At 65.0% G+C, this 26,695-nt stretch carries 24 protein-coding genes; 15 read left to right on the top strand and 9 right to left on the bottom strand.

Annotated elements, in window-relative coordinates; all coding sequences use genetic code 11:
• Positions 1-63 precede the first annotated feature (63 nt).
• From ACSYG9_RS24400 to rpsA, 3 genes are all read left to right on the top strand, one after another.
• Positions 64-1,623, top strand: coding sequence for an LVIVD repeat-containing protein (locus ACSYG9_RS24400; RefSeq protein WP_454840293.1), 1,560 nt, complete (start codon positions 64-66; stop codon positions 1,621-1,623).
• On the top strand, positions 1,620-2,297 hold the full coding sequence (locus tag ACSYG9_RS24395; protein ID WP_454840291.1) for a DUF305 domain-containing protein: 678 nt from the start codon (positions 1,620-1,622) through the stop codon (positions 2,295-2,297). The genes ACSYG9_RS24400 and ACSYG9_RS24395 overlap by 4 nt, the downstream gene beginning before the upstream one ends.
• A 182-nt stretch (positions 2,298-2,479) precedes the next feature.
• Positions 2,480-3,946: a 30S ribosomal protein S1 gene (gene rpsA, locus ACSYG9_RS24390; RefSeq protein ID WP_440124881.1), complete on the top strand. Its 1,467-nt coding sequence runs from the start codon at positions 2,480-2,482 to the stop codon at positions 3,944-3,946.
• A gap of 189 nt (positions 3,947-4,135) precedes the next feature.
• Here the strand turns inward: rpsA and ACSYG9_RS24385 are convergent, their stop codons facing one another.
• On the bottom strand, positions 4,136-4,348 hold the full coding sequence (locus tag ACSYG9_RS24385) for a hypothetical protein (RefSeq protein ID WP_440124880.1): 213 nt from the start codon (positions 4,346-4,348) through the stop codon (positions 4,136-4,138).
• 214 nt (positions 4,349-4,562) lie between these two features.
• Here ACSYG9_RS24385 and coaE point away from each other — a divergent pair, with 214 nt between their 5' ends.
• The 3 genes from coaE to ACSYG9_RS24370 all read left to right on the top strand — a co-directional run bounded on the left by coaE (position 4,563) and on the right by ACSYG9_RS24370 (position 7,663).
• On the top strand, positions 4,563-5,780 hold the full coding sequence (coaE, locus tag ACSYG9_RS24380; protein ID WP_440124879.1) for a dephospho-CoA kinase: 1,218 nt from the start codon (positions 4,563-4,565) through the stop codon (positions 5,778-5,780).
• A 123-nt stretch (positions 5,781-5,903) separates the two neighbouring features.
• Complete coding sequence (locus tag ACSYG9_RS24375; protein WP_440124878.1) at positions 5,904-7,043, top strand: CE1758 family FMN-dependent luciferase-like monooxygenase; 1,140 nt, start codon at positions 5,904-5,906, stop codon at positions 7,041-7,043.
• Positions 7,040-7,663, top strand: coding sequence for an FMN reductase (locus ACSYG9_RS24370; protein WP_454840288.1), 624 nt, complete (start codon positions 7,040-7,042; stop codon positions 7,661-7,663). The genes ACSYG9_RS24375 and ACSYG9_RS24370 overlap by 4 nt, the downstream gene beginning before the upstream one ends.
• A 162-nt stretch (positions 7,664-7,825) precedes the next feature.
• Here ACSYG9_RS24370 and ACSYG9_RS24365 read toward each other — a convergent pair whose 3' ends face one another.
• The 3 genes from ACSYG9_RS24365 to ACSYG9_RS24355 form a co-directional block, all read right to left on the bottom strand.
• The gene (locus ACSYG9_RS24365) at positions 7,826-7,957 is read right to left on the bottom strand and encodes a putative transporter small subunit (RefSeq protein ID WP_440124876.1); all 132 of its coding nucleotides are present in this window, start codon (positions 7,955-7,957) and stop codon (positions 7,826-7,828) included.
• Positions 7,954-9,651, bottom strand: a complete 1,698-nt coding sequence (locus ACSYG9_RS24360; RefSeq protein WP_454840285.1) for a sodium:solute symporter family protein — start codon at positions 9,649-9,651, stop codon at positions 7,954-7,956. The genes ACSYG9_RS24365 and ACSYG9_RS24360 overlap by 4 nt, the downstream gene beginning before the upstream one ends.
• Before the next feature lie 489 nt (positions 9,652-10,140).
• On the bottom strand, positions 10,141-10,650 hold the full coding sequence (locus ACSYG9_RS24355) for a DUF402 domain-containing protein (RefSeq protein ID WP_440124874.1): 510 nt from the start codon (positions 10,648-10,650) through the stop codon (positions 10,141-10,143).
• 91 nt (positions 10,651-10,741) lie between these two features.
• On the opposite strand from ACSYG9_RS24355, the gene uvrB reads away from it, so the two are divergent.
• The 3 genes from uvrB (at position 10,742) to ACSYG9_RS24340 (ending at position 14,445) form a co-directional block, all read left to right on the top strand.
• Entirely contained in the window at positions 10,742-12,901 is a 2,160-nt protein-coding gene (gene uvrB, locus ACSYG9_RS24350) for an excinuclease ABC subunit UvrB (RefSeq protein ID WP_440124873.1), read from the top strand.
• A 60-nt stretch (positions 12,902-12,961) separates the two neighbouring features.
• Positions 12,962-13,834 (top strand): SCO6745 family protein, encoded by an 873-nt coding sequence (locus tag ACSYG9_RS24345; RefSeq protein ID WP_440124872.1) that lies wholly within the window; start codon positions 12,962-12,964, stop codon positions 13,832-13,834.
• Positions 13,835-13,992: 158 nt separating this feature from the next.
• Positions 13,993-14,445 carry a universal stress protein gene (locus ACSYG9_RS24340; protein ID WP_440124871.1) on the top strand — a complete coding sequence of 151 codons (453 nt, stop codon included), beginning with the start codon at positions 13,993-13,995 and terminating at the stop codon, positions 14,443-14,445.
• 2 nt (positions 14,446-14,447) lie between these two features.
• Here the strand turns inward: ACSYG9_RS24340 and ACSYG9_RS24335 are convergent, their stop codons facing one another.
• The 4 genes from ACSYG9_RS24335 to ACSYG9_RS24320 form a co-directional block, all read right to left on the bottom strand.
• Complete coding sequence (locus ACSYG9_RS24335) at positions 14,448-14,834, bottom strand: DUF732 domain-containing protein (protein WP_440124870.1); 387 nt, start codon at positions 14,832-14,834, stop codon at positions 14,448-14,450.
• 50 nt (positions 14,835-14,884) lie between these two features.
• On the bottom strand, positions 14,885-17,233 hold the full coding sequence (locus tag ACSYG9_RS24330) for an ATP-binding domain-containing protein (RefSeq protein ID WP_440124869.1): 2,349 nt from the start codon (positions 17,231-17,233) through the stop codon (positions 14,885-14,887).
• 121 nt (positions 17,234-17,354) lie between these two features.
• Positions 17,355-18,380, bottom strand: coding sequence for a DoxX family membrane protein (locus tag ACSYG9_RS24325; RefSeq protein ID WP_440124868.1), 1,026 nt, complete (start codon positions 18,378-18,380; stop codon positions 17,355-17,357).
• A 407-nt stretch (positions 18,381-18,787) separates the two neighbouring features.
• Positions 18,788-19,477, bottom strand: coding sequence for an MBL fold metallo-hydrolase (locus ACSYG9_RS24320; protein WP_454840281.1), 690 nt, complete (start codon positions 19,475-19,477; stop codon positions 18,788-18,790).
• Between the two features lie 126 nt (positions 19,478-19,603).
• On the opposite strand from ACSYG9_RS24320, the gene uvrA reads away from it, so the two are divergent.
• Positions 19,604-22,537: an excinuclease ABC subunit UvrA gene (uvrA, locus tag ACSYG9_RS24315; RefSeq protein ID WP_454840279.1), complete on the top strand. Its 2,934-nt coding sequence runs from the start codon at positions 19,604-19,606 to the stop codon at positions 22,535-22,537.
• Positions 22,538-22,563: 26 nt separating this feature from the next.
• Here uvrA and ACSYG9_RS24310 read toward each other — a convergent pair whose 3' ends face one another.
• Positions 22,564-22,929, bottom strand: a complete 366-nt coding sequence (locus ACSYG9_RS24310; protein WP_440124865.1) for a DUF1844 domain-containing protein — start codon at positions 22,927-22,929, stop codon at positions 22,564-22,566.
• Positions 22,930-23,147: 218 nt separating this feature from the next.
• On the opposite strand from ACSYG9_RS24310, the gene infC reads away from it, so the two are divergent.
• The 5 genes from infC to pheS all read left to right on the top strand — a co-directional run bounded on the left by infC (position 23,148) and on the right by pheS (position 26,688).
• Positions 23,148-23,978, top strand: coding sequence for a translation initiation factor IF-3 (gene infC, locus ACSYG9_RS24305; protein WP_440124864.1), 831 nt, complete (start codon positions 23,148-23,150; stop codon positions 23,976-23,978).
• Positions 23,979-24,046: 68 nt separating this feature from the next.
• Positions 24,047-24,241, top strand: coding sequence for a 50S ribosomal protein L35 (gene rpmI / locus ACSYG9_RS24300; protein WP_054807968.1), 195 nt, complete (start codon positions 24,047-24,049; stop codon positions 24,239-24,241).
• A 63-nt stretch (positions 24,242-24,304) separates the two neighbouring features.
• Positions 24,305-24,685 carry a 50S ribosomal protein L20 gene (gene rplT, locus ACSYG9_RS24295; RefSeq protein ID WP_440124863.1) on the top strand — a complete coding sequence of 127 codons (381 nt, stop codon included), beginning with the start codon at positions 24,305-24,307 and terminating at the stop codon, positions 24,683-24,685.
• 38 nt (positions 24,686-24,723) lie between these two features.
• Entirely contained in the window at positions 24,724-25,536 is an 813-nt protein-coding gene (locus tag ACSYG9_RS24290; protein WP_440124862.1) for a TrmH family RNA methyltransferase, read from the top strand.
• An 81-nt stretch (positions 25,537-25,617) separates the two neighbouring features.
• The gene (pheS, locus tag ACSYG9_RS24285; RefSeq protein ID WP_440124861.1) at positions 25,618-26,688 is read left to right on the top strand and encodes a phenylalanine--tRNA ligase subunit alpha; all 1,071 of its coding nucleotides are present in this window, start codon (positions 25,618-25,620) and stop codon (positions 26,686-26,688) included.
• The last annotated feature ends 7 nt before the right edge of the window (positions 26,689-26,695 follow it).

The raw sequence follows: 26,695 nt of genomic DNA, 5'->3' as shown, positions 1-26,695 counted from the left end.
GTGATGTCGAACATACTCACCGCGGGGCCCGGGCATCGATGCCCGGTGTGAAGGGGGGATGTCATGTGGGGGAATCGTGGCCGCTACACGGCCGTCGTCGCGGCGGCGGCGCTCTTGGTGCCGGCGGGGATCGCCGCGGCGGGTCCACCGCCGCAGGACTCGTCCGGCGTAGTCCGAGAGGCCGGCGAGTTCGGGCGGCATGCGGCGGCGCGCGCAGAATGCGGGCCCGGATCACGACCCGAGCCCGGGTTGCAGGGCGACGTGCCTGCTGCTGATCGCGCCAGCGGACGCAGCGCTGAAGGCTACGAATGCAACATCACGCGGCTCGGCGGGTTCGCGGGTGACGGCGCGGGCATTGTCTCGGCAAGCTATGACCACTGCGCCTACATGGGAAGTATCTTCCCCGGTAGTCTCGTCGGACCGGAAACGGGCGTACAGGTGATCGACGGGTCGGACCCCGCAGATCCGAGACCGACCGTGACACTCACCGAACCGGCGATGCTCGCAGGAACCTGGGAGAGTCTCAAAGTGCATCCGGGACGAAAACTGTTGGTGGGAACAGGTGTTCCGGCGTTGTTCGGTGCGGGGCTGCTGTCGGTGTACGACGTCTCCGACTGCTCGCACCCGCGACTGCTCAACCCCGGTACGGGTACCGACCCGCGGATGCCGCTCCCGATCACCGCGCACGAGGGGGGATTCTCACCCGATGGCCTCACCTACTGGTCATCGGGTACCGAAGGGGTGCTCAGCGCCGTCGACCTGACGGAGCCGACCGATCCGAGGGTCATCTGGCAGGGTTGGATGGGGATGTCCGGGCACGGGTTCGGGATCTCGCCCGACGGCGACCGGCTGTACCTGTCCAACAACTTCGGCGGCCTGACGGTGCTCGACATCAGCGCCGTGCAACGCCGTGACCCAGGCGCGCAGGTCCTTCAGGTTGCCTCGATGTCATGGACGGACGGCTGGGCCACCCAGCACAGCATTCCCGTCTCCTACGAGGGACATCCGTACCTGTTCACGGTCGACGAAGGTGGGTCGGGTGGGGTCAAGCTCATCGACGTGGGGGACGAGACGAAACCGACGATCGTGAATTCGGTCAAGCTCGAGATCAATCTGCCGGAGAACATCGACAGTCAGGTCGCGTCAGGAATGGGTGGTTCGGCGTTCTCCTACGAATCGCATTACTGCTCGGCGGACCGGCCGGTGAATCCCACGGCCCTGGCGTGCGGATGGGTGTCCTCCGGTATCCGCGTCTTCGACGTCCGTGACCCGTTCGACGTGAAGGAGATCGCCTACTACAACCCACCGGCGATGACCGCGCGTAATCTCGAGCGGCCGAACTCGCCGCACGCATTGGCATCCGTGATCGGTGTACCGATTCTCAGTGCGCCCGCGGTGCTGCAGGCCGCGATCGGAGGGCAGTTCGATCTCGCCCAGGCGGGCTCGTCACGCAGCGGCATGGTAGTTGCCGGCGACCTGTCCAGCGACTGGTGCTTCTCGCCCCCGGAATGGCGAGGCAACGAGCTGTGGGTCAGCTGTTCGGACAACGGGTTCATGACGCTGCGTCTGCGCGAGGACGTCTACACCCCACCCGCCGACCAGTTGTCCACGATCGGGTCATGAACGGAGCAGGAGGCCTCTCCCGAGCGCCCAGCATCATGGTCGGGGTCCTGGCGTTGGTATCGCTCTCGGGTCTCCTGTTGGTCGTCGGTGCGGCGTTTCGGCCGCTGGTGGAACCGCCGGACGCGGGTGAACCGGTGTTGAACGACGTCGAAGTCGGATTCGTGCAGGACATGGTGATCCATCATCAGCAGGCGTTGCAGATGACGGCGCGGCTGTCACCGGACTTCGATCCCACCGTCGTCGCATTCGCCGACCGGATCGATGCCGCGCAGCGGATCGAACTCGGAACTCTGCTCGGCTGGCTGACCTTGGCAGAAGCGCCTCCGACCAATCCCGATCCGATGTGGTGGCACCGCGCCGCGCACACACATGCAGGCGCCGTCGGTTCGAATGCCGGTGCCGGTGCCGGTGCCGGTGAGAGCATGCCGGGGATGGCCACACTCGCGGAACTCGACGCTCTGTCGGCAGCTCGTGGTCGCGACGGGGAGGTGCTGTTCCTTCAGTTGATGCGACGGCACCACGAGGGCGGAGTCGCCATGGCGCGGTCGGTGGATCTTCTGCTCGACGACGGTCCCGTGAAGCGGATGGCGCGCGCAATGATGCAGGAGCAGAGCAAAGAATCGGGTCTGATGACGATCATGCTCGCGGAACGCGGGGCGCTTCCTGCCGGGTGAGTTTGCCGGGGCGATACCGGACCGCGTAGCCTAGTGCACGCGAGTGTCCCGAGTTCTGTCCTTCACCGGTCTGCGCGAGGGCACTCGTGGTGGAAAGTGCGCGATGTGCACGTCAGCGCCGGTCCACCTGTCCGAAAGCGTTAATCAACCGACTATCAACCCGTCCGGAGCAACTCAAACACATGGCCTCCACCACCGTCACCTCGCCGCAGGTAGCCGTCAACGACATCGGCTCCGCCGAGGATTTCCTCGCCGCCATCGACGCCACGATCAAGTACTTCAACGATGGCGACATCGTCGAAGGCACCATCGTCAAGGTCGATCGCGATGAGGTGCTGCTCGACATCGGTTACAAGACCGAAGGCGTCATCCCGTCCCGCGAGCTCTCGATCAAGCACGACGTCGACCCCAATGAGGTCGTGTCGGTGGGCGACGAGGTCGAGGCCCTGGTCCTCACCAAGGAGGACAAGGAAGGCCGCCTGATCCTGTCCAAGAAGCGTGCGCAGTACGAGCGCGCGTGGGGCACGATCGAGGAGCTCAAGGAGAAGGACGAGGCCGTCAAGGGCACCGTCATCGAGGTCGTCAAGGGCGGCCTGATCCTCGACATCGGTCTGCGCGGCTTCCTGCCTGCATCGCTCGTCGAGATGCGTCGCGTCCGCGACCTCCAGCCGTACGTGGGCAAGGAGATCGAAGCCAAGATCATCGAGCTCGACAAGAACCGCAACAACGTGGTTCTGTCGCGCCGCGCATGGCTCGAGCAGACCCAGTCCGAGGTCCGCAGCGAGTTCCTGCACCAGCTCCAGAAGGGCCAGGTCCGCAAGGGCGTCGTGTCCTCCATCGTCAACTTCGGCGCCTTCGTCGATCTCGGCGGTGTCGACGGCCTCGTGCACGTCTCCGAGCTGTCCTGGAAGCACATCGACCACCCGTCCGAGGTTGTCGAGGTCGGCACCGAGGTCACCGTCGAGGTTCTCGACGTCGATCTCGACCGCGAGCGCGTGTCCCTGTCGCTCAAGGCGACGCAGGAAGATCCGTGGCGTCAGTTCGCCCGGACCCACGCGATCGGCCAGATCGTTCCGGGCAAGGTCACCAAGCTCGTTCCGTTCGGTGCGTTCGTCCGCGTCGAAGAGGGAATCGAAGGCCTGGTGCACATCTCCGAGCTGGCCGAGCGCCACGTGGAGGTTCCGGACCAGGTTGTCGCAGTCGGCGACGACGCGATGGTCAAGGTCATCGACATCGATCTCGAGCGTCGTCGTATCTCGCTGTCGCTCAAGCAGGCGAACGAGGACTACACGGCCGAGTTCGACCCGTCGAAGTACGGCATGGCCGACAGCTACGACGAGCAGGGCAACTACATCTTCCCCGAGGGCTTCGATCCCGAGACCAACGAATGGCTCGAGGGCTTCGAGAAGCAGCGTGAGGAGTGGGAGTCCCGCTACGCGGAGGCCGAGCGTCGTCACAAGATGCACACCGCTCAGATCGAGAAGATGGCTGCCGACGAGGCTGCCGAGGCTGCTGCCGGCGTGTCCAGCAGCAACTACTCCTCGGATTCGGCCCCGGAGACCGGCGAGACCGAGACCACCGGTGGCGGCTCGCTCGCCAGCGATGCTCAGCTCGCTGCACTGCGCGAGAAGCTGTCGGGCAACGCCTGATAGAGCGCTTCGACGGACGACCCCGCACCATCCGGTGCGGGGTCGTCCGCTTTCCCGGAACTGTTCGGCATGGCGCCGAGGGGCTGGGAGGACTGAGCCCCTCCGACACCGACGGCCCCTCCCGCATGGGAGAGGCCGCCGGTCGAGTCGTGCCCGGAATCCGTGTGGTACCGGATGCTCTCCGGGTGATCAGCCCACTGCGGGCGTCGCCCACTGGGAAGGCAGTCCAGTTGCGCGCTTACGAATGGCGGCCTGGCTGTGGCGCGCGTTGGTCAGGAGCATCGTGAGCCAATTGCGTCGGTGCTCTGTGAGTGCGGCGGCCACCTCGGGGATGAGGATGCAGTGAACACCGTTTTCCATACCGAGGCGATGCCGACCGGGTGATGACTGGGAGGATCGCATTCTTGCCTTCTCGAGTGGACTGGACTCTGTGGTCGGACGCTTCTGGACGACGATATCCGACCGAGAGATGCAAATGCTGCATTTGGCGCAGGTGAGAGGCGTGTTTCACTCGTGGTGGATCACTCGCGATCGGCCTGTGACCCGCTCGTGACCGCGATGTGACTGCGGCAGCCCGAGTTCCGATATCACGGTCGGTGATGCAAGACTGGGCGACGTGTTGCGAATGGGGTTGACCGGAGGCATCGGCGCGGGGAAGTCGACCGCGGCGAGGGAGCTTGTTGCACTCGGAGCGGTTCTCGTCGACGCCGACGTGATTGCGCGGGAGATCGTGGCGCCGGGATCGGAGGGACTCGAAGAACTCGTCGATGCGTTCGGCGACGAGATCCTGCTTCCAGACGGTTCGTTGAATCGCCCGGTGCTCGCGGAGAAGGCGTTCGCGACCGACGAAGCGCGCGCTGTGCTCAATGCGATCACCCACCCCCGGGTCGGTCGTCGCACGGCCGAACTCGTCGAGGAAGCCGCAGACGATGCGATTGTCGTGCAGGACATTCCGCTGCTCGTCGAAGGTTCCATGGCCCCCGCGTTCCACCTCGTCGCGGTCGTGCATGCCGGTGAGGAGGAACGTCTGCGTCGGCTCGTGGCACTGCGGGGGATGCCCGAATCCGATGCGAAGGCCCGGATCCGCGCACAGGCCACCGAAGAGCAGCGTCGTGAAGTCGCCGACGTCTGGCTCGACAACACCGGTGAGCCCGGCGCCGTTGTCGAGGCGGTCCGGCAGCTGTGGGAGCAGCGACTGGTGCCGTTCGAGGAGAACCTCCGTACTCGCACAGCCGTGCATGCCGAGCCGGTTCTCGGACCGGCACAGGCTCGATGGGAGCAGCAGGCCCGGCGTCTCGTAGCGCGACTGGCTCTCGCGTGTGGTGGGCTTGCGGTGCGCATCGACCATGTGGGATCGACTGCGGTGCCCGAACTCGACGCGGTGGACATGCTCGATCTTCAGGTCACCGTCGCGGACCTCGCGGACGCCGATGCACTCCTCGAGCCGCTTGCGGCGGCGGGCTTCCCGCGGATCGAGCAGATCGACCATGACATTCCGAAGCCGTCCTACAGTGCGAGCGGTGAGACCGATCCCGCAGTGTGGTCGATGAGGTTGCACGGTAGTGCCGATCCCGGCCGCCCCGCGCGCGTGGCGCTGAGAGTTGATGGGTGGCCCGGGCAACGGTTCTCCCTACTTCTGCGCGACTGGTTGCGGGCCGACGCGGAGGCCGTTCAGGAGTATGCGGAAGTCAAGCGCGCAGCGGCGCAGTCGGCTGCCGACGAGCCCGATCCTCTGCGTGCGGCGGCGGTGTACCGAGAAATCAAGGAGCCGTGGTTCGACCGGGCTTACCGCCGGGCGTCGGATTGGGCGGACGCGACCGATTGGTCGATCTAGTACTTTCGGCATCGACAAGGCACGTCGTTGCGCCCACGAACGTTGTCTCGGGTCGGGGGAACAAACCGCCGGAGCAGACCGTTGAAGTAGTTGACTGTTCAACGACATGACGGAGGTTCGGGAATGCAATTCGGGATTTTCACTATCGGAGATGTGACCCGCGATCCCACGACGGGGCAAATACCCACCGAACACGACCGCATCGTCGCCATGACGAAGATCGCTCTCAAGGCCGAAGAGGTCGGGCTCGACGTCTTCGCCACCGGCGAGCACCACAATCCGCCCTTCGTGCCGTCCTCGCCGACGACGATGCTCGGCTGGGTTGCAGCCAGGACCGAGAACCTTGTCCTCTCGACAGCGACGACCCTCATCACCACCAACGATCCGGTAAAGATCGCCGAAGACTACGCGATGCTGCAACACCTCTCCGGTGGGCGCGTCGATCTGATGATGGGACGCGGCAACACCGGACCCGTCTACCCGTGGTTCGGCAAGGACATTCGGCAGGGCATCCCCCTCGCGATCGAGAACTATCACCTGCTGCGCCGCCTGTGGCGTGAGAAGGTCGTCGACTGGGACGGTAAGTTCCGCACCCCGCTGCACGGCTACACCTCCACTCCGATGCCCCTCGACGGCGTCCCGCCCTTCGTCTGGCACGGATCGATCCGCTCGTCCGAGATCGCCGAGCAGGCTGCCTTCTACGGCGACGGGTTCTTCCACAACAACATCTTCTGGAACAGGGAACACATTCAGCAGATGATCACGCTCTACCGCACCCGGTTCGAGCAGTACGGGCACGGCGCCGCGGAGCAGGCAATCGTCGGGCTCGGGGGGCAGGTGTTCATGGCCGACACCGAAGCCGAGGCCAAGAGCCGGTTCCGGCCGTATTTCGACAACGCCCCCGTGTACGGGCACGGACCGTCGCTCGAGGAGTTCGGTGCGATGACGCCTCTGACGGTCGGTACGCCCGAGCAGGTCATCGAGCGCACCCTCGGGTTCGCCGACTACGCCGGGGACTACCAGCGTCAGCTCTTCCTCATGGATCATGCGGGCCTGCCGCTCGACGTTGTTCTCGACCAGATCGAAATCCTGGGTCGTGAGGTGGTTCCGGTGCTGCGTACCGAGTTCGAGCGTCGCCGTCCGGCACACGTGCCCTCGGATCCGCCGACCCATGCCTCCCTGCTGGCGGCCGGACCGGACTCGCCGCACCGACTCGTCGTGCCCGCCACGATCGACACGGAGGCCGCGGGAGCGTCGAAATGACTCGCCGCGTAATCGTTGTCACCGGGGGACTGTCGCAACCGTCGTCCACGCGACTGCTGTCCGATCGGATCGCCGATGCGGTGATCGCTGCGATCGGAGCGCGCGGTGAATCGCTGGACGTCGATATCGTCGAACTGCGTGACCTCGCCGGAGACCTTGCAACCATGATGAGCACGCAGGTGGTGACACCCGCGCTGGCCGACATCCGTGAACGAGTGTCACGAGCGGACGGGCTCATCGCTGTGACCCCGGTGTTCACAGCAAGCTACAGCGGACTTTTCAAGATGTTCTTCGACGCCCTCGACCCCGATGTCCTACGCGGCACCCCGACGATCATCGCGGCCACCGCGGGCAGTGCACGGCACTCGCTCGTGCTCGACCACGCGATGCGCCCATTGTTCGCGTTCCTGGGTGCGGTCGTGGTACCCACGGGAATCTTTGCCGCCACCGAAGATTTCGGGGGCGGGGAGAACCGGGGAGAGGATGGACTGCCGCGACGTATCCGCCGAGCCGCCGACGAACTCGCGGCGATGATGGTGACCGGCAACACCGCGTCCGCTGTGTCGGAGGACAGGGGCGGCTCGGCATTCGAAGCGTTGCTCCAGTCTCACCTGAAATGACCATCGCCGTTGCGTGACTCGGCCCTTGCGTGACTCGGCCCTTGCGTGACTCGGCCCTTGCGTGACTCGGCCCTTGCGTGACTCGGCCCTTGCGTGACTCGGCCCGCAGGACGACGGCAGTGTCGTTCCTGCGGGCCGAGCCGGATGCGGCACGAAGGTGGATCAGACCAGATCTTCACCGTTCCGTCGGGCTTCGAGCCATTCCTTGGTGAAGCCGCGGCCGAGAACAAGTAACACCAGCGCCACCAGGACTGGCCAGATCAGGACGTAGATGGTCAGGGCAACGGTACTCATGCGCGGTCCTTCGTCAGGGTCGGGTCGTTGTCGGGATCTTCGTCAGAGTCGGCCTCCACGGGGTCGAAATCGCCGACACGCTGTGCGATTACATCGAAATCGAACTCTTCCTTGCTGTTCACCGATATTGCCCAGCACACCAGCGTGCTGACCGCGTACGCCACCAGCGATGCGCTGAGGACTGCGTAGTCGTGCAGGAAGCCGATCGAGAACGGAGCGGCGATCAGCGCGGCTACGACGCCCACGACCCGCGCGACCCGCAGCCCGAAGAAGCCGAATGCCATCAGGCCGGCGATCACGCCTACACCGATGACCGAGACGATATCGACGAGGTAACCGACCGCGCCGTCCATCGCGATCCACTCGAATCGCACCGGGAGGAACAAGGCGAGTGCGAGCACCACCGAGCTGGTGAACGCCTCGTTGGTGACCTTGCCCCAGTAGAAGCTGGCGATCACCGGAAAGACGAGCGCGCCCCACAGCGCACCGACGAATACCAGTAGGTCGAGGATGTTCAAGCGCATACTGGCGAATCCGACTGCTGCCGCGGTGGCGAGCACCATCGTGGCCCGGCCTACGAACAGCATGCGCTGCGGGTCGGCGTGTTTCTTGCCACCGGCGATGTTCTGGCCGTACACATCGGCCATCATGATCGAAGACAGGGCGGCGAGGTCGGAATCCGCCGTCGACGACAGTGCCCCGATGATCATGACGAAGAACAGCACCACCAGGACCGTCGGCAGATACGACGCGACCATCTGCGGAATGATGTTGTTGACGTCCCCGTCCATCGGGTCGATCCCGAGGTACAGCGCGAGGACACCGAACATTCCGACACCGATGACCGTCGCGCCGTAGCCCACGGTTGCGGTGATGAAAGTGGGCTTGATCAGGTCTTCACGTACCGCGAACAGACGCTGCGCGATGGTCTGGTTTCCGATCGCATAGGCGAGTACCGCTGCGATATAAGGGGCGCCCTGGTTGAGAAATGCGTCGCTGGAGAAGAAGTTGCTCTGCTGCTCGCTGAGGTTGCTCGCACCTGTCTCGAAGGCGTCGGGGAATCCAGTGATGAAGAAGACGGCCGGGACGATCACCACAACCGCTCCGAGCATGGCCACCACTTGGACGAAGTCGGTGAGTACCGACGCTCGGAACCCCGACCACAGCGTGTACAGGAGCACGCCGGCCGCGATGAACACCACGCCCTGGACGAACGAGAAGGGCGAAAGCATCGAGATGAGGACGCCGCCCGCGATGAAGTTCGACATCAGACTGATGAGGCTGCCCACCACATTCGATCCGGCGAGCATCAACTGGCTCGACGCCCCGTGTCGTGCGTACATCACCTCGGCCAGGGTGTGTGCCTTGGGCGCGACCGCGCGGATCCTCTTGCCGAAGGGGTAGATGAACAGAATCATCAACGCGCCCCAGAGTCCGTAGTGGATAGGACCGGAGATTCCGTAGGTATATCCCGAGGTTGCGGACGCATATAGTGAGGACGCCCAGATCCATGTGGCCGTCATACTCGCTGCCGAGACGCCGAATCCAATTTTGTTTCCGGCAGTCATGTACCCGTCGGCATTTTCGTCCTTCTTGCCGATCCGGGCCGAAATGATAAATGTTCCACCATAGAATAAGACAAGCAACAGAACAACTGTCACGGCACTGAACTGAACGAGCTCGGTGCTGTTCAATGCGACCTCCTTCGTATTGACGTGGTGCCCGGCGCGGGGCACAGTGCGACACGAATTCGGTTTCGGCTATCCACCGGCGGGTCGACGGTATACCCGAACGGCCAGGGGATGCGACGCTGCCACGGCCCGCTCCGGACACGCGGGGCACGTATCCTGCTGGTCAACGCCCATTTGTGGGCGCACGTCAACGGGACAGCAGCTGTGCTGCTGCGCGCTCGAGAAAGTGTTTCGGCGCCACGCATGCCGACAGGAAGGGGTTTCCTCGCCCTGTCGACACCGATTGCCCTCCGGTCGTTCGTCCGGAGATTTTTCACGTGTGATGCAAATGCTCGCTGACCGCGAAACAGTAACATGCGGGGTCTGCAGGTATTTGCGTGGGTCTCGTCGAGGTTGTCGAATTATGTGATTTCCAGGAGTTTTCGGATGTTCGGCCCAACGATATCGACGTGAAAATGCGCGTGAACGGTTCACTGCGCGCATCGAATCGATTCAGCGCCATTCGACAGGAAAACCCTGGGCGGTGAGCCACGCGTCCAGATCATGGCCGTGGGAGGCGATTCCGTCGACCGCTGCGACAGCGGTGGCGACCGCCCGCTCGGCATCGTCGGTGTCGAGCACCCCGGCTGCCACGGCTGCGAACAACTCGTCGATGTCCTCGACACGGGTACTGCGCCCCGTCGAGACCACCAGATCGAGGTAGTGGTCGCGTGAATGCCAGACGTCACCGTCACGCCAGAACGCTCCGACGTCGACGTAGCGGTCCTGATCGCGTTCGTGTCCGGGTCGGAAGTGGAAGATCGATGCTCGTAGATGCAGAGAGGGCAACAGCCAGGATTCGAGGTAGTCGAACTGGACGTGATCTGCGGGTCGGGCCATGTACAAGCCCCACGGAAGTACTCGGAAACACTCGACCGGTCGCACCGTGCCCTTCGGGTCGGTGTTGGTCCGGGCGGTCACGTCGAATCGTTCCACCTTGATCGGATGAAGACGGTGCACCATGTGGGCACGCTACCGCGACCTGTTGCGGCCAGTGCGAGACCGTGTGCTCGGTGGTGCCGGAATGTCGGTGGCAGCGCCTACCCTGGATCGCATGGCGTTCGCAAGCGAGCATCCGGTTGTTGCCCATTCCGAGTTCCGCCCGGTCGGAGAGATCGAGCGCACCGACGCACGTTTCGAAGTGGTCAGCGAGTACGAGCCCGCGGGCGACCAGCCCGCCGCCATCGACGAACTGGAGCGCCGCCTGAAGTCGGGGGAGAAGGACGTAGTACTCCTCGGTGCCACGGGCACCGGTAAGTCCGCGACCACAGCATGGCTGATCGAGCGGGTGCAGCGCCCCACACTGGTAATGGCACCGAACAAGACTCTCGCCGCGCAGCTCGCCAATGAGCTGCGCGAGATGCTTCCCCACAATGCGGTCGAGTACTTCGTGTCCTACTACGATTACTACCAACCCGAGGCGTACATCGCCCAGACCGACACCTACATCGAGAAGGACTCGTCCATCAACGACGACGTCGAACGATTGCGGCACTCCGCCACCTCGGCACTGCTCTCGCGTCGCGACGTCGTGGTTGTTGCGTCCGTTTCGTGCATCTACGGACTCGGCACGCCGCAGTCCTATCTCGACCGGTCGGTGCAGCTGGAGGTCGGTGTCGAAGTACCCCGCGACGCCCTGCTCCGTCTGCTGGTGGACGTGCAGTACACCCGCAACGACATGGCATTCACACGTGGATCCTTCCGCGTGAAGGGTGACACCGTCGATATCATCCCTGCTTACGAAGAGCTCGCAGTCCGCATCGAGTTCTTCGGTGATGAAATCGACGCCCTCTATTACCTGCATCCGCTCACCGGCGACGTGATCCGCAAGGTGGATTCGCTGCGTATCTTCCCCGCAACGCACTACGTGGCCGGCCCTGAACGCATGGAACGCGCCGTGAACTCGATCGAATCCGAACTCGAGGAGCGCCTCGCCGATCTCGAGAACCGCGGAAAGCTCCTCGAGGCGCAACGGCTTCGGATGCGCACACAATACGATCTCGAGATGATTCGTCAGGTCGGCTTCTGCTCGGGCATCGAGAACTACTCGCGACACATCGACGGGCGCGGCCCGGGGTCGGCGCCCGCTACCCTCATCGACTACTTTCCCGAAGACTTCTTGCTGGTCATCGACGAGTCCCACGTGACAGTGCCGCAGATCGGCGCGATGTACGAGGGCGACATGTCGCGCAAGCGCAACCTCGTCGAATTCGGGTTCCGGCTTCCGTCCGCCGTCGACAATCGTCCTCTGACCTGGGAGGAATTCTCCGACCGGATCGGCCAGACCGTGTATCTGTCGGCGACCCCCGGCGACTACGAACTCGGGCAGGCGGGCGGCGAGTTCGTCGAACAGGTCATTCGGCCCACCGGGCTCGTGGACCCGAAGGTTGTCGTCAAACCCACGAAGGGGCAGATCGATGATCTTCTGCACGAGATCAGGGGGCGTGTCGAGCGCGACGAACGCGTTCTCGTGACCACTCTGACGAAGAAGATGGCCGAGGATCTCACCGACTACCTTCTCGAGCTCGGGGTGCGCGTACGGTACCTGCACTCCGATATCGACACCCTGCGGCGCGTGGAGCTGCTCCGTCAGCTCCGACTCGGGGAATACGACGTCCTCATCGGCATCAACCTTCTTCGCGAAGGTCTCGATCTTCCCGAGGTGTCGCTCGTGGCGATCCTCGACGCCGACAAGGAAGGCTTCCTGCGCTCGACCCGGTCGCTGATCCAGACGATCGGTCGTGCGGCCCGCAACGTCTCCGGCGAAGTTCACATGTATGCCGACAAGATCACCGACTCGATGGCGCGCGCCATCGACGAAACCGAACGGCGCCGTGAGAAGCAGATCGCGTACAACGTCGAACACGGTATCGATCCGCAACCGTTGCGCAAGAAGATCGCCGACATCCTCGATCAGGTCTACGAGGAGGCCGAGGACTCCGAGAAGATCGAGGTGGGCGGGTCGGGCCGCAACGCGAGCCGCGGCCGCCGGGCTGCAGGCGAATCGGGGAGGATCGGAAGTTCAGGTGTGGTCGAGGGTCGCGACGCGAAATCGATGCCTCGCGCGGAACTCGCCGATCTCGTGCAGCAACTGACCGACCAGATGATGCAGGCGGCTCGCGACCTGCAGTTCGAGCTCGCCGCGCGTCTACGCGACGAAATCTCGGATCTCAAGAAGGAGCTGCGAGGTATGGACGCCGCTGGACTCCAGTAATCACTCCTGGGCAGAAATCACGCCCGGGTCGCGCCGCCGGGTGCCGTAGTGTTCCGGTTCATGGATTCTGCTGCCGCCGGTCGCGCCGCTCGCGCCCTCGAGCTCCTTCATTCGTTCACTTACTTCGCTCCGGAAGTGCATTCGGAGCTGGGAGAGCTCGGGCTGAAGGGCTCTGCGATGAAGTATGTGGCGTCCCGAGTCGCGCCGATGGGCACGGTCGGGCCGGCCGTCGCGACCGCGACCTTCTACAACTTCGCGCCGCGACTGATCGGGGCAGCGTTGCCCGCGGCATGGGAGATCGCCGCACCGTCCGCGGTGTATGCGGCTCGCGTGCGTGGAGTGGATGCCGCGATGACGCGGTGGCTCGGAGCGGATGTCATCGCGTCACAGGAGATGGTCGAGGCCGCGGAGTTGGCTGCGATCGTTGCCCGGTCGATCCCCGGCGTCGAAGGCAGGGCACTCTTCGCCGGGTACGCTGATCAGCCGTGGCCGGAGGCGCCGCACCTGGTGTTCTGGCACGCGTTGACCCTGCTTCGTGAATACCGTGGGGACGGACACGTCGCAGCGTTGCAGGGCGCCGGGCTCACGGGACTCGACGCGCTCGTGACACACACCGCCAGCGGGATCGGCTTCACCACAGAATTCGTGAAGGCGAACAGAGGCTGGACCGCCGAAGAATGGGATGGGGCCGAGTCCGCCTTGCGTGGGGCGGGACTGCTCGACCGCGCAGGTACGTTGACGGGCGACGGATTCGAAGTGCGTGAGCTGGTCGAGGATCTCACCGACGATCTCGGGGTGGCACCGTGGGCGGCAGCCGGTGAGGAAGTGGTCGAGCGGCTGCTCGACCTTGCCGTACCGTGGCGCGACACGATCGCTGATGTCGGGCCGCTCCCCGGAGGCATGTTCGGACCACGTTTCGGTGACGCGAGGTAACACACACAACGGGTTCTGATGAGGTGTCGACCCCAAACATCCCACCCGTACCCCCGCGACCGCTAGTGTCTTTGCCAGCATCAGGTGTGGGGGATCGCCTGTTCGATCCGTCGCCACCGATCGGCCACCGCGCCGACACATCATCGATGGAGGACTGAATGACCGCTTACCGGACCATTGTCGTCGGCACCGACGGCTCGGAGTCGTCGTACCGCGCCGTGGAGAAGGCGGCCGCTCTCGCTGCGGACGCCGGAGCCAAACTGGTGATCGCATGCGCGTACTACCCCGTTGACGCCCGTGATACCGCCCAGGCGGCCGACGTCCTCCGCGACGAGGCGTATCAGGTCACCGGCTCCGCACCGACCTACGACATCCTCCGCACCGCTCGGGAGAAGGCGACGGTAGCGGGTGCGAAGGACGTCGTCGAGCGGCCGATCGTGGGCGCGCCCGTCGACTCCCTGCTGACCCTCATCGAAGAGGTCGATGCAGACCTCGTCGTCATCGGCAATCGCGGACTCAACACTCTGACCGGTCGCCTTCTCGGGTCGGTGCCGTCGGACGTTGCCCGCAAGTCCACCTCCGACGTGCTGATCGTGCACACGGTGCGCTGACGTCAGCAGAACTTCTCGCGCGTGATCATGATGTAATGCCGGGCGGCTTCGTCGCCCGGCATCGTCGTCTCCGAGACCGTCGCGGCATACGCCGCGATCGGACGGACCACCCCGATCACCTCTTCCTCCGGAGCGCCGGATGCCAATCGGCTGCACACCCCTCGGCCCACCGCGAGCAGTGTCTCGTCGGGCACGCCCGCCGCCAACCCGGAGTCGGCCAACGCATTCCTGAACCGAAGGGCATGCGCATCGAGCAACGGCGCCTTCTGCTCCGGACGAGCAGTCGTCGTCGAGGTCGCGGCGGGGGCGTGTGCGTGTTCCACGTGATCGGGGGAGTCGGCGCACGAGACCGCCGCGGCGACGACCCCCACCAGCACCCCCAGCACCATCGGTCGAGCTGCTCGACGGCCGGCCTCCCGGGGGGACGACCACCTACGGATCAGCACGGCGCCGGATTCTCCGCCGCGTCACTCGCCCCGAGCGAGGTCGTGAGCCCGCCGAGTACCTGCGGCAGTGGTGCAGTGTGGACCACCCCGAGGCGCTGGGTCGCGCGCGTCAACGCCACATACAGGTCGTTGAGTCCGCGCGGAGATTCCTCCTGGATCTCGGCCGGCTCGACGAGCACCACCGAATCGAATTCGAGTCCTTTCACATCCTTGACGGTTGCCACCCGCACCGAATCCGAGGCCAGGTGCGCCCATTCGTGCACCAGGCGCGGCGGAACGATCACTGCGGTGAGGCCGGGGCCGACCTCGGCATCGAGGACCTCACGGACCACATCGACGAGGTGATTCCGATCGACCTGGCGCGCCCAGGGCTCGAATCCGGAATCGCGCACCGAGCGAGGCGGAACCTGTTCGGGATCGATCTCGGCGAGCACGTCGTGCGCGATGTGCATGATCTCGGCGGGCGTCCGATAGTTGACCGTCAGCTCTGCCTTGCGCCACCGGTTCTTCACGTACGGCTCCAGGATCCGGTGCCACGACGAGGTTCCGGCGGGGTCACCTGTTTGAGCGGTGTCGCCCACCAGGGTCATCCACCGGTTCGGGATCCGGCGCATCAGCATGCGCCACGCCATGGCCGACAGTTCCTGCGCCTCATCGACGATCATGTGCCCGTACGTCCAGGTCCGGTCACCTGCCGCTCGTTCGGCCGTCGTCCGGTGCTGCTTCATGTCCTGACGCTCGGCGAGTTGCGACGCATCGATCAGGTCGTATGCCATCAACAGTTCGGGATCGAGTTCGTCCTCCAGATCCTGTGGCGCCGAACCGGTGAGGATGTCCAATGCACCTTGGGCGTCGGCGATCTGCCTTCGCCACCGCTTGGCGGCCCCTTCGCGTTCTGCCGCATCGTCGATGCCGAGCAGTTCGGCGAGTTCGTCGAGCAGTGGTGCGTCCGCGGCACTGAAACCAGCGTGTAGGCCCGGGCGATGGAGAGCGTCGATCTGTGCTTCGGTGAGACCGGGGGCGGCTGCGGTCAGACGCTTTTTCGACGCCAGCAGGTCCGACAGCACGCGTTGCGGTGACAGTGTCGGCCACAGTGCGTCGATTGCGGTCACGATGTCGGGATCGGCCCGCATCTCCGAGCGGATGTCGCCGATGTCCTCGCGGCTCAGGAGATTTCCGCCATTGACGAGATCCGCTCCGATGAGCTCTGCCATCTGATCCGCGAGCGCTTCGATGACAGCGGAGACGAAGATGGGCCGTGCCAGATTGTGGGGGCGACGGGACGACCGAGCGCGGCCTCGGGCGCGCGTGACAATCTTGCGGTCGAGCGTGAGTCGATAGGTGTCGAAGGTGAGGTGCACGGGCTTCGTTGGCACTTCCTGCCGGTCGCGGACCGCCGTCTTCAGGATGTCCACCATGTCGAGGGAGCCTTTGATCTCTGCGGCCTCGAAACCGTCGTCGAGGGTGGCCGTGACCCCGGGATAGAGGTCGCCGACAGTGGACAGCAGCACGCCGGTTTCGCCCAGGGACGGAAGCACCTGACCGATGTAGTCGAGGAACGTCGAGTTGGGCCCGACGATGAGCACGCCGCTCTTGGCGAGTTGTTTGCGGTAGGTGTACAGAAGGTAGGCGGCGCGATGCAGAGCGACCGCGGTCTTGCCGGTGCCGGGGCCGCCCTGAACCACGAGCACGCTCTTGTGCTCGGAGCGGATGATCGCGTCCTGTTCCGATTGAATGGTCGCGACGATGTCGTGCATCTGCCCGGTGCGGGCTGCGTTGAGCGCGTCGAGGAGCGCAGACTCGCCGGCCATGCCACCAGCGGATCCGACGCTTGCGTGCTCGCGTGCAGTGTCGAGGTCGAGGTACTCGTCGTTGAGGGCAGTCACGGTGCGGTTGCGGCTGCGGATGTGTCGGCGCAGTACCACCCCCTCCGGTGCTGCGGGGGTGGCCAGATAGAAGGGTCTGGCGAGAGGAGCGCGCCAGTCGAGCAACAACGATTCGTAGTCGTTGTCCTCGTCCAGGATGCCGATGCGTCCGATGTACCGCGCTTCGATGCTCCCACCGTCACCGTCCGGGTCGCCGCTGTGTGCGGCTTCGCGGACGTCGACGCGGCCGAAACACAGTCCGTGTTCGGCCGCGTCGTACTTGGCGAGGTCCTCGGTATACATCTGGGTGAACGATTCGCGCTCGCTACGCGCCTGGGGAGTGCCGCCCGTCTCCAGTAGCACTCGCTTCAAGCGCGTCCGGGTGTACTCCCGCAGTGCGTCGAGCTGTGTGTACAGCATCGACAGGTAACGCTGCTCGTGCTCGAGGTCGGGATGGGGCGCGCCATCATCCGGCACATGAACTCCTCGGGTTGGAACGATTCGAACGCGCAGGCACGTCGAGGAAAGTGTCCAAGGAGTCTAGTTCGGCGGGGGCCCGTGTGCAGAAATCTCGGTGTGTCCGCCCCGGCTCCGGTCGCTATCCGAGTTTCTTCTGAAGCGCCTTCTCCGCCTTCGCTCGCGCTTTCTCTGCCTTCGTCCGCGTCTTCTCCGCGCGTGCTTGTGCCCGGTGCGCGTTCTCGAGTGCTTTCGCGTTCAGTTCCGAGGTTCGTTCCTCGGCGAGATGCGCCAGTTCGGTCCCTCGATCGCGGGTTGTCTCCCACAATTTCGAGCCGCGCCGTCGCGCGACCTCGGCGTACTCGGGGGCGCGGTTTCGTGCACGTTCGAGCAATTCGCTGCTGCGATCCTTTGCGGCGTCCGTGAGCTCCGGGGTGTGCTCCTTGGCTGCATCGAGGAGCTCGGCGCCGCGTTCACGCGCGACCGAGGCGAGCTCGGGACCTCGCTCACGGGCAACTCCCAGGATTTCCGTTCCGCGCTCGCGCGCTACCTCGGCGAGTTCGGGTGCACGTTCCTTGGCCTTCTCGAAGAGGGCGCTTCCCTGCTGGCTCGCGTCATCGGTGAGCGATTTCACTCGTTCGGAAACAGTGTGCAGGGCGTCGCCGGTCGCATGATCCGACGTCGATCCGGGCAAGGCGGCCACCACGGCTTCCTGGGCATGACGCGCGGCGCGCCTGCCTCGCCAGCCGAGTGACGGCTTGCCTTCGGTATCGACGGATGCGAGAAGCAGTCCACCGAGGAGGCCCACGTTCTTGAGGAACTGTGTGCGGTGCTGGGCGCGTGCGGCAGGGTCGTCGTAATTCCAGAAGTCGTGGCCGGCGATGGTGGTCGGGACAACGGTGCCTGCCAAGGCCAGGGCGGAGATCCGCGGCCACTTGCCGATGGCGAGAAGCGCGCCCGCCCCGACCTGGACCGCGGCATTGATCTGCACCAGGGTCTCCGGATTGCTGGGTAGCCGGTCGGTGACCGAATCGGGTGCGACGCCGAGCATCTGGTCCAGCCCTGTCTGGGCCGCGGTGGCCTTGGGAGTGGGATTGCGCAGGGCGTCGACTCCCCCTGCGATGAAGATGGATGCGAGCATCGGGCGAGCAATCCTTCGGACGATCATGTGCAGCCTCTTTCTCCGCGTCGCTTTGTTTCAGACCCTGCCACGTGTACCCGGATCGGATCGGAAGTATGCGAGATCTGGCTGAGGATGTGCTGCGATCGAATTCGGACCGGACGGAATCCCATAATATGCCGAATAATTGTCGGCGTGGCCACTCGTCGCCCCTGACAGTTCCGATCGTGGCCTCCGGTCGGTATCCCCCGCCGATCATCCTCGAATCGACGAAGTGACCCGGATGGACAGGCGGGAGACACGCGTTCCGCTTCCGTGAACGCGCCGAGGCGGAGTGCTCGCACCGATGTGCGTATGTGGTTGTGCTCCTGCAGGATCGGAGCTCGGGCAGAAGGGTCGAGTCAGGATGTCCGGCGGGGTGATGGTTGATGGTCCTGGGCCCCGCACCTGCGATGTCACCAGCCGCGCTCACGCCACTGTTGCAGATGCGGACGCTCGGCTCCGAGCGTGGTGTCCTTGCCGTGGCCCGGGTAGATCACCGTGTCGTCACCGAACCGTCCGAAGAGCTTCGCCTCGACGTCGTCGAGCAGTGAAGTGAACTTCGCTGTATCGGCGGTCTTTCCGATCCCGCCGGGGAAGAGGCAGTCGCCGGTGAAGACGTGATGGCGTCCGGTACCGGCCTCCTCGAGTACGAGTGCGATCGAACCGGGGGTGTGCCCGGACAAGTGAAGCACCTCGAGGCCGAGTTCGCCGATCCGGATGGTGTCGCCCTCTTCGAGGAGACGATCCGGGGTCACCGGCAGCGGTTCGGCGTCGAGAGGGTGCGCTGCGGTCGGTGCCTTCGTGGCGGCAGCGACCTGCTCGAGGCCTTGCCAATGGTCCCAGTGCTGATGCGTGGTGAGGATCAGTTCGAGATTCGGCGCATGCTCGGCAAGATAGGGCACGAGCAGGTCCGGTTCGTTGGCTGCATCGATGAACAGAGATTTGCCGGTTCGGGTGTCGGTGATGAGGTAGGTGTTGTTGTCCATCTGACCGACCGAGAGCTTGACGATAGTCGCACCGGGGATGCTGCGTCGCTGCGCGGGGCCGCCCGGGGAGACCTCGCCGGTGTAGTGGTCATCGATGATGAGAGGCTGCTGCGTCATGTGCCGCACGTTACCTCTGCGCCGCATCGTCCGAGGTCGAGTGGCCGCAGACCGGAACGTGTCGGTGCACGCGCCTACGATGGGCAAGGGCCCGAATGCGGCCTTGTCGACAAGGAAGGAACTGGCGTGGCGGATCGCCTGATCGTACGAGGGGCGCGCGAACACAACCTGCGCGGTGTCGACCTGGATTTGCCGCGCGACAGTCTTATCGTGTTCACCGGCCTCTCCGGGTCCGGCAAGTCGAGCCTTGCGTTCGACACGATTTTCGCGGAGGGCCAGCGCCGCTATGTCGAGTCGCTGTCCGCGTATGCGCGGCAGTTCCTCGGCCAGATGGACAAGCCGGATGTCGACTTCATCGAGGGACTTTCGCCTGCGGTATCGATCGACCAGAAATCGACCAACCGGAACCCCCGTTCCACCGTCGGCACCATCACCGAGGTCTACGACTACCTCCGGCTGCTGTATGCGCGTGCCGGTACTCCGCATTGCCCCGTGTGCGGCGAGAAGATCGCCCGCCAGTCGCCGCAGCAGATCGTCGACCAGGTGCTCGAGATGGAAGCCGGTCTGCGCTTCCAGATCCTCGCGCCCGTGGTACGGACCAGAAAAGGCGAGTTCGTCGACCTGTTCGAGCACCTCACCGTGCAGGGCTACTCCCGCGTCCGGGTGGACGGGGTGGTGTATCCGCTCTCCGAGCCGCCCAAGCTCAAGAAGCAGGAGAAACACGACATCGAGGTTGTCGTCGACCGCCTCGCGGTGAAGCCCTCCGCCAAGCAGCGTCTCACCGATTCCGTCGAGACCGCGCTGCGCCTCGCGGAAGGCATCGTCGTCCTCGACTTCGTCGACCGCGACGAGGGCGCCCCCGATCGCGAACGTCGATTCTCCGAATCCCTGGCCTGCCCGAACGCGCATCCCCTCGCGATCGACGACCTCGAGCCGCGCTCGTTCTCCTTCAACTCCCCGTACGGTGCGTGCCCCGACTGCGCCGGCCTCGGCGTACGTAAGGAGGTCGATACCGACCTGGTGGTACCCGACCCGGACCGCAGCCTCGCCGACGGCGCGATCGCACCGTGGTCGATGGGGCAGAGTTCCGAATACTTCACCCGTCTGCTGACCGGGCTGGCCGACGTCATGGGCTTCGACATCGACACACCGTGGAAGAAGCTGCCCGCAAAAGTTCGTAAGGCGGTGCTCGAGGGCAGTACCGAGCAGGTGCACGTCCGCTACAAGAACCGTTACGGCCGAGTCCGCTCCTACTACGCCGAATTCGAAGGCGTGATGCCGTTCCTGCATCGCCGCATGGAGCAGACCGAGTCGGAACAGATGAAGGAACGCTACGACGGCTACATGCGCGACATTCCGTGCCCGACGTGTAGCGGCACCCGGCTACGACCCGAGATCCTGGCGGTCACGATCACCGCGGACAACCTCGGCGCCAAGTCGATCGCCGAGGTATGCGAGCTGTCGATTGCCGAGTGCGCCGACTTCCTGAACAACCTCACCCTCGGGCCCCGGGAGGCGGCGATCGCCGGCCAGGTCCTCAAGGAAGTGCAGGCACGGCTCGGCTTCCTGCTCGACGTGGGTCTCGATTACCTCACTCTCGCTCGGGCGGCCGCCACCCTGTCCGGTGGCGAAGCTCAACGTATCCGGCTCGCTACCCAGATTGGCTCAGGTCTCGTCGGTGTCCTCTACGTACTGGACGAGCCGTCCATCGGTCTACATCAGCGCGACAATCGCCGATTGATCGATACCCTCACCCGGCTGCGCGATCTCGGAAACACTCTGATCGTCGTGGAACACGACGAGGACACCATCCGCGCGTCGGACTGGGTGGTCGATATCGGACCGCGCGCCGGCGAGCATGGCGGGCATGTCGTCCACAGCGGCACCTACAAGGGGCTTCTCGACAACTCCGAATCCATCACCGGCGCGTTCCTGTCGGGTCGCGAATCGATTCCCGTTCCACTCGTGCGCCGACCCGTGGATCCGAAACGTCAGGTCACCGTGATCGGTGCCCGGGAGAACAATCTCCGTGAGATCGACGTCGCATTCCCGCTGGGGGTACTCACCTGCGTGACCGGCGTGTCGGGCTCTGGCAAGTCGACGCTCGTCAACGAGATCCTCGCGACGGTGATGGCCAACAAGCTCAACCGTGCGCGGCAGGTGCCCGGGCGGCATACCCGCATCAACGGTCTCGATCAGCTCGACAAGCTCGTGCAGGTCGACCAATCACCGATCGGCCGGACACCCCGGTCGAACCCCGCGACCTACACCGGAGTGTTCGACAAGATCCGCACCCTCTTCGCTGCGACCACCGAGGCGAAGGTGCGCGGGTATCAGCCCGGACGTTTCTCGTTCAATGTCAAGGGCGGTCGCTGCGAAGCGTGCTCGGGTGACGGCACCCTCAAGATCGAGATGAACTTCCTCCCCGATGTGTACGTGCCGTGCGAAGTATGCCACGGCGCCCGGTACAACCGGGAAACACTCGAGGTGCATTACAAGGGCAAGACGATCGCTGAGGTGCTCGACATGTCGATCGAGGAGGCCGCCGAGTTCTTCGAACCGGTCACCTCGATCCACCGCTACCTTGCGACCCTCGTCGAGGTGGGTCTCGGTTATGTCCGACTGGGTCAGCCGGCGACGACGTTGTCCGGTGGTGAGGCTCAGCGTGTCAAGCTCGCTGCCGAACTGCAGAAACGTTCCAACGGACGAACCGCCTACATCCTCGATGAGCCGACTACCGGTCTGCACTTCGACGACATCCGGAAGTTGCTCGGCGTCATCAACGGCCTCGTCGACAAGGGCAACACGGTCATCGTCATCGAACACAATCTCGATGTGATCAAGACGTCGGACTGGATCATCGACATGGGGCCGGAAGGAGGGTCCGGCGGCGGCATGGTCGTTGCGGAAGGCACACCCGAGGATGTCGCGGCGGTCGAACGTAGCTATACAGGCCGATTCGTTGCGGAATCCCTCGCGGAATCCGTCCCGGCTCAGGAGAAGAAGTCTGCTCGTCCCGCCCGCAAGCGTGCGCCCCGAAAGAAGGCAGTCGCAGGCTGACGGGCGAGGCGAGCATGCGCTGAAGGTCAGTAGACAGGGCCGGTGTACTTCTCGCCGGGACCCTGGCCGGGTGCATCCGGTACCGACGAAGCCTCGCGGAATGCCTTCTGAAGTGCTTGCAGACCCTCACGGATCGGACCGGCGTGCGGGCCGAGGTACTCGACCGAGGCAGTGACCAGCCCGGCGAGGGCTGTGATCACACGGCGCGCCTCATCGAGGTCCAAGCGGTCGCTCGCGTCGGGATCGTCGTCGGCGAGGCCCAGCTTTTCTGCGGCGGAACTCATCAGCATCACCGCAGCGCGGCTGATCACCTCGACCGCGGGAATGTCGGCGAGGTCGCGAATATCCGCGGGCTGATCATCGTGGTGGGGGACATCGGGGGTGTCGGTCATGTCCTCGAGGATCCCACCAGCGCAGCGGTGCTCGTGTCCCGGGTGCGTCCATCGACGCCCGATTCGGCGCCGACGTGCATATTTTGCTAGACTGATCGCTACGACCGCCTGCGCGTACCCGCGCGGGCAGCAAGTGGAGTCCGACTCCCACCTCTGGCCGTGTGATTTTTGCGGCGCAGTGGTCCGGTCCTTCGAACGTTTCGGCGCTCGGAGAGTTCATGCCCTCAAGGGTATGGAACGTGGTCGCGGCGGTGCCGCGGCGCGTCGACCGGTCGGTACGGACCCCGCCAGGTGTATCAGCACTGCAGCGGGGTTTTTTCGTCGAGGAATCGCCGGGCCCCGCGTGCTGCGGTGCGGTCAGGAAGACCACACCGCATTTCTACCTAGGAGGCCCCATCAGCGCTGAGACCCGCATCAACGAACGCATCCGTGTTCCCGAGGTCCGACTCGTCGGACCGGGTGGTGAACAGGTCGGAATCGTGCGTGTCGAAGATGCACTCCGCCTGGCCATCGAAGCCGACCTCGACCTCGTCGAGGTGGCCCCCGACGCCCGCCCGCCGGTCTGCAAGATCATGGACTACGGCAAGTTCAAGTACGAAGCCGCGCAGAAGGCGCGCGAATCGCGCAAGAACCAGCAGCTGACCGTGATCAAGGAGCAGAAGCTCCGTCCCAAGATCGACGACCACGACTACGAGACCAAGAAGAAGAACGTCGTTCGCTTCCTCGAGGCCGGCTCGAAGGTCAAAGTGACCATCATGTTCCGCGGTCGTGAGCAGTCGCGTCCCGAACTCGGATTCCGTCTGTTGCAGCGTCTCGGCGCCGATGTCGCCGACCTGGGATTCATCGAGACGTCCGCGAAGCAGGACGGCCGCAACATGACGATGGTCCTGGCCCCGCACAAGGGAGCGAAGACCCGCGCCAAGGCTCAGGAAGCCGCGCATGCCGCTCCGGCCAAGTCTTCCCGGCCTGCCCCCGCGGTACCTGCAGAACCCGCCGCACCTGCGGCGCAGGAGCAGCAGGATCAATCGGGAGAGGCACAGACCAGCTAGCCGCTCCGGCAGCACATCCGGTGCTGCGCGCGAGCACCGATGTATCCACGACAAGAACTGAGGACTCCATGCCCAAGTCGAAGACCCACAGCGGCACCGCAAAGCGTTTCAAGGTGTCCGGTAGCGGAAAGATCCTGCGCCAGAAGGCCGGTCGCCGCCACCTGCTCGAGCACAAGTCCTCGCGCGTCACGCGTCGCCTCGACGGGACCGCCGTCGTCGCGCCCGCCGACGCGCCGCGCATCAAGCGCCTGCTCGACATCTGAGCCTTCCCGACCGATCACCCCGGGGGCCGAGTACCAGCCCCCCGAACCTGACAGGACATATCAGTGGCACGCGTGAAGAGGGCCGTCAACGCCCAGAAGAAGCGCCGTTCGATTCTCGAGGCCTCCAAGGGCTACCGCGGGCAGCGCTCGCGTCTGTACCGCAAGGCCAAGGAACAGCAGCTTCACTCGCTGACCTACGCCTATCGCGACCGTCGCGCGCGCAAGGGCGACTTCCGCAAGCTGTGGATCACCCGCATCAACGCTGCGGCCCGCGCGAACGACATCACCTACAACCGGTTCATCCAGGGCCTCAAGGCTGCCGGTGTCGAGGTCGACCGCAAGATCCTTGCTGAGCTTGCCGTCTCCGACACCGAGGCATTCGCAGGCTTGGTGGCTGTCGCGAAGGCCGCGCTGCCCGCCGACGTCAACGCTCCGGCTGCCTGAGCGCGACGCTGAACGAGAATCCAGCACAGGAACGGCCCGTGGACCCGCTCACCGAGCGCACCCCACGGGTCGTTTCTGCTGTCAAACTGCTCCGCGCCGCTGAGCGGCGTAAAACCGGACGCTTCCTCGCGGAAGGTGAGAACTCGGTCACCGCGGCCCTCGCCGCCGGGGTGGTGCACGACATATTCGTGACCGAAGACGCCGCCGAGCGCTACCGGGATCTCGTCACCACCGCGCAGAAACGCGGCATCCGCGTGGGCCTCGTGACCGACCGCGCCGCCGGGCGACTGTCCGACACCGTCTCACCGCCGGGACTCGTCGCGGTGTGCGACACCCTCGACGTGCCCCTCGGCTCGGCACTCGACTCCGGGGCACGGCTACTCGCGATCCCGGTCGAGATGGGGGAGCCCGGCAACGCAGGGACCCTCATCCGCGTCGCCGACGCTGTCGGTGCCGACGCGGTGATCCTCGCGGGAGACAGCGTCGATCCGCACAACGGAAAATGCGTGCGTTCCTCGGCAGGCAGCGTCTTCCATCTGCCGCTCGTGAGAGAACGCGACACCAGCCGCGTGCTCGACGCCGTGACCGCCGCGGGAGTTCGAGTCCTCGCGACCGCGGCCGACGGTGAGGTCGATCTCGACGAAGCGGACGAACTGCTCGCAGGTCCCACGGCTTGGCTCTTCGGCAGTGAAGCCCACGGGCTGCCGCCCGAGGTCGCCGCCCGCGCCGATCATCGGGTGCGCATTCCGATCCGCGGTCGTGCCGAATCCCTCAACCTCGCGACCGCCGCTGCGATCTGCATGTATGCAAGTGCCAGGGTGCAGCATCGGTCGGCTACGCGCTTAACCTAGGATTTCTACGGTGCAGCCTCGTTGCACCGGCTTCACCCACCGACGAAGAACCGCTCGCCCCAAGAAGGAGTTGCACCGGTCGTGGCCAAGAAAGAGGGCGGCACTCCGCCGGAAGTCGATCCCCAAGCGCTGACCGAGGACGCCCTCGCGGCGGCACAGAAAGCAGCCCTCGAAGGATTCAGCGCGGCCCGTAACCTCGACGAACTCGCCCAGGCGAAGATTGCGCACCTGGGGGACAAGGCGCCCATCTCATTGGCGAAGCGCGCGCTCGGCTCCCTGCCCGGTCCCGAACGCGCCGACGCCGGGAAACGTGTCAACGTCCACCGCACCGCAGTGCAGGCCGCCTTCGACTCGCGTCGCGAAGAACTGCAGGCGGAGCGCGACGCCGCGGTCCTCGTCGCCGAGTCGATCGACGTGACCCTGCCCGCCACCCGCCGTGCGCTCGGCGCGCGACATCCCATCACCATCATCTCCGAACAGGTCTCCGACGTGTTCGTTGCGATGGGCTGGGAGATCGCCGAGGGACCGGAAGTCGAAACCGAGCACTACAACTTCGACGCACTGAACTTCTTGCCCGACCACCCGGCCCGGACGATGCAGGACACGTTTCACATCGCGCCCGAGGGTTCGAGGCAGGTGTTGCGCACGCACACCTCCCCGGTGCAGGTCCGCACGATGCTCAGCCGGGACATCCCGATATACGTGGTGTGTCCCGGGCGTACCTTCCGCACGGACGAACTCGACGCCACCCACACCCCGGTGTTCTCGCAGATCGAGGGACTCGCGGTCGACAAGGGCCTGACGATGGCGCACCTCAAGGGCACGCTCGACGCCTTCGCCCGTGCCCTGTTCGGTCCGGAGACCACTACCCGGATGCGGCCGAACTACTTCCCGTTCACCGAACCGTCCGCCGAGGTCGACGTGTGGTTCCCGAACAAGAAGGGCGGCGCAGGCTGGGTCGAGTGGGGTGGCTGCGGAATGGTCAACCCCAATGTGCTCCGCGCGAGCGGTATCGACCCCGATGTGTACGGCGGATTCGCGTTCGGCATGGGCCTCGAACGCACCCTGCAGTTCCGCAACGGTATCTCCGACATGCGCGACATCGTCGAAGGCGACATCCGCTTCACCCTTCCCTTCGGGGTGCAGGGCTGACGCCCTG

It is taken from the genome of Rhodococcus sp. SJ-2 (assembly GCF_053750035.1).
This window is presented reverse-complemented; position numbering and strand designations above follow the sequence as displayed.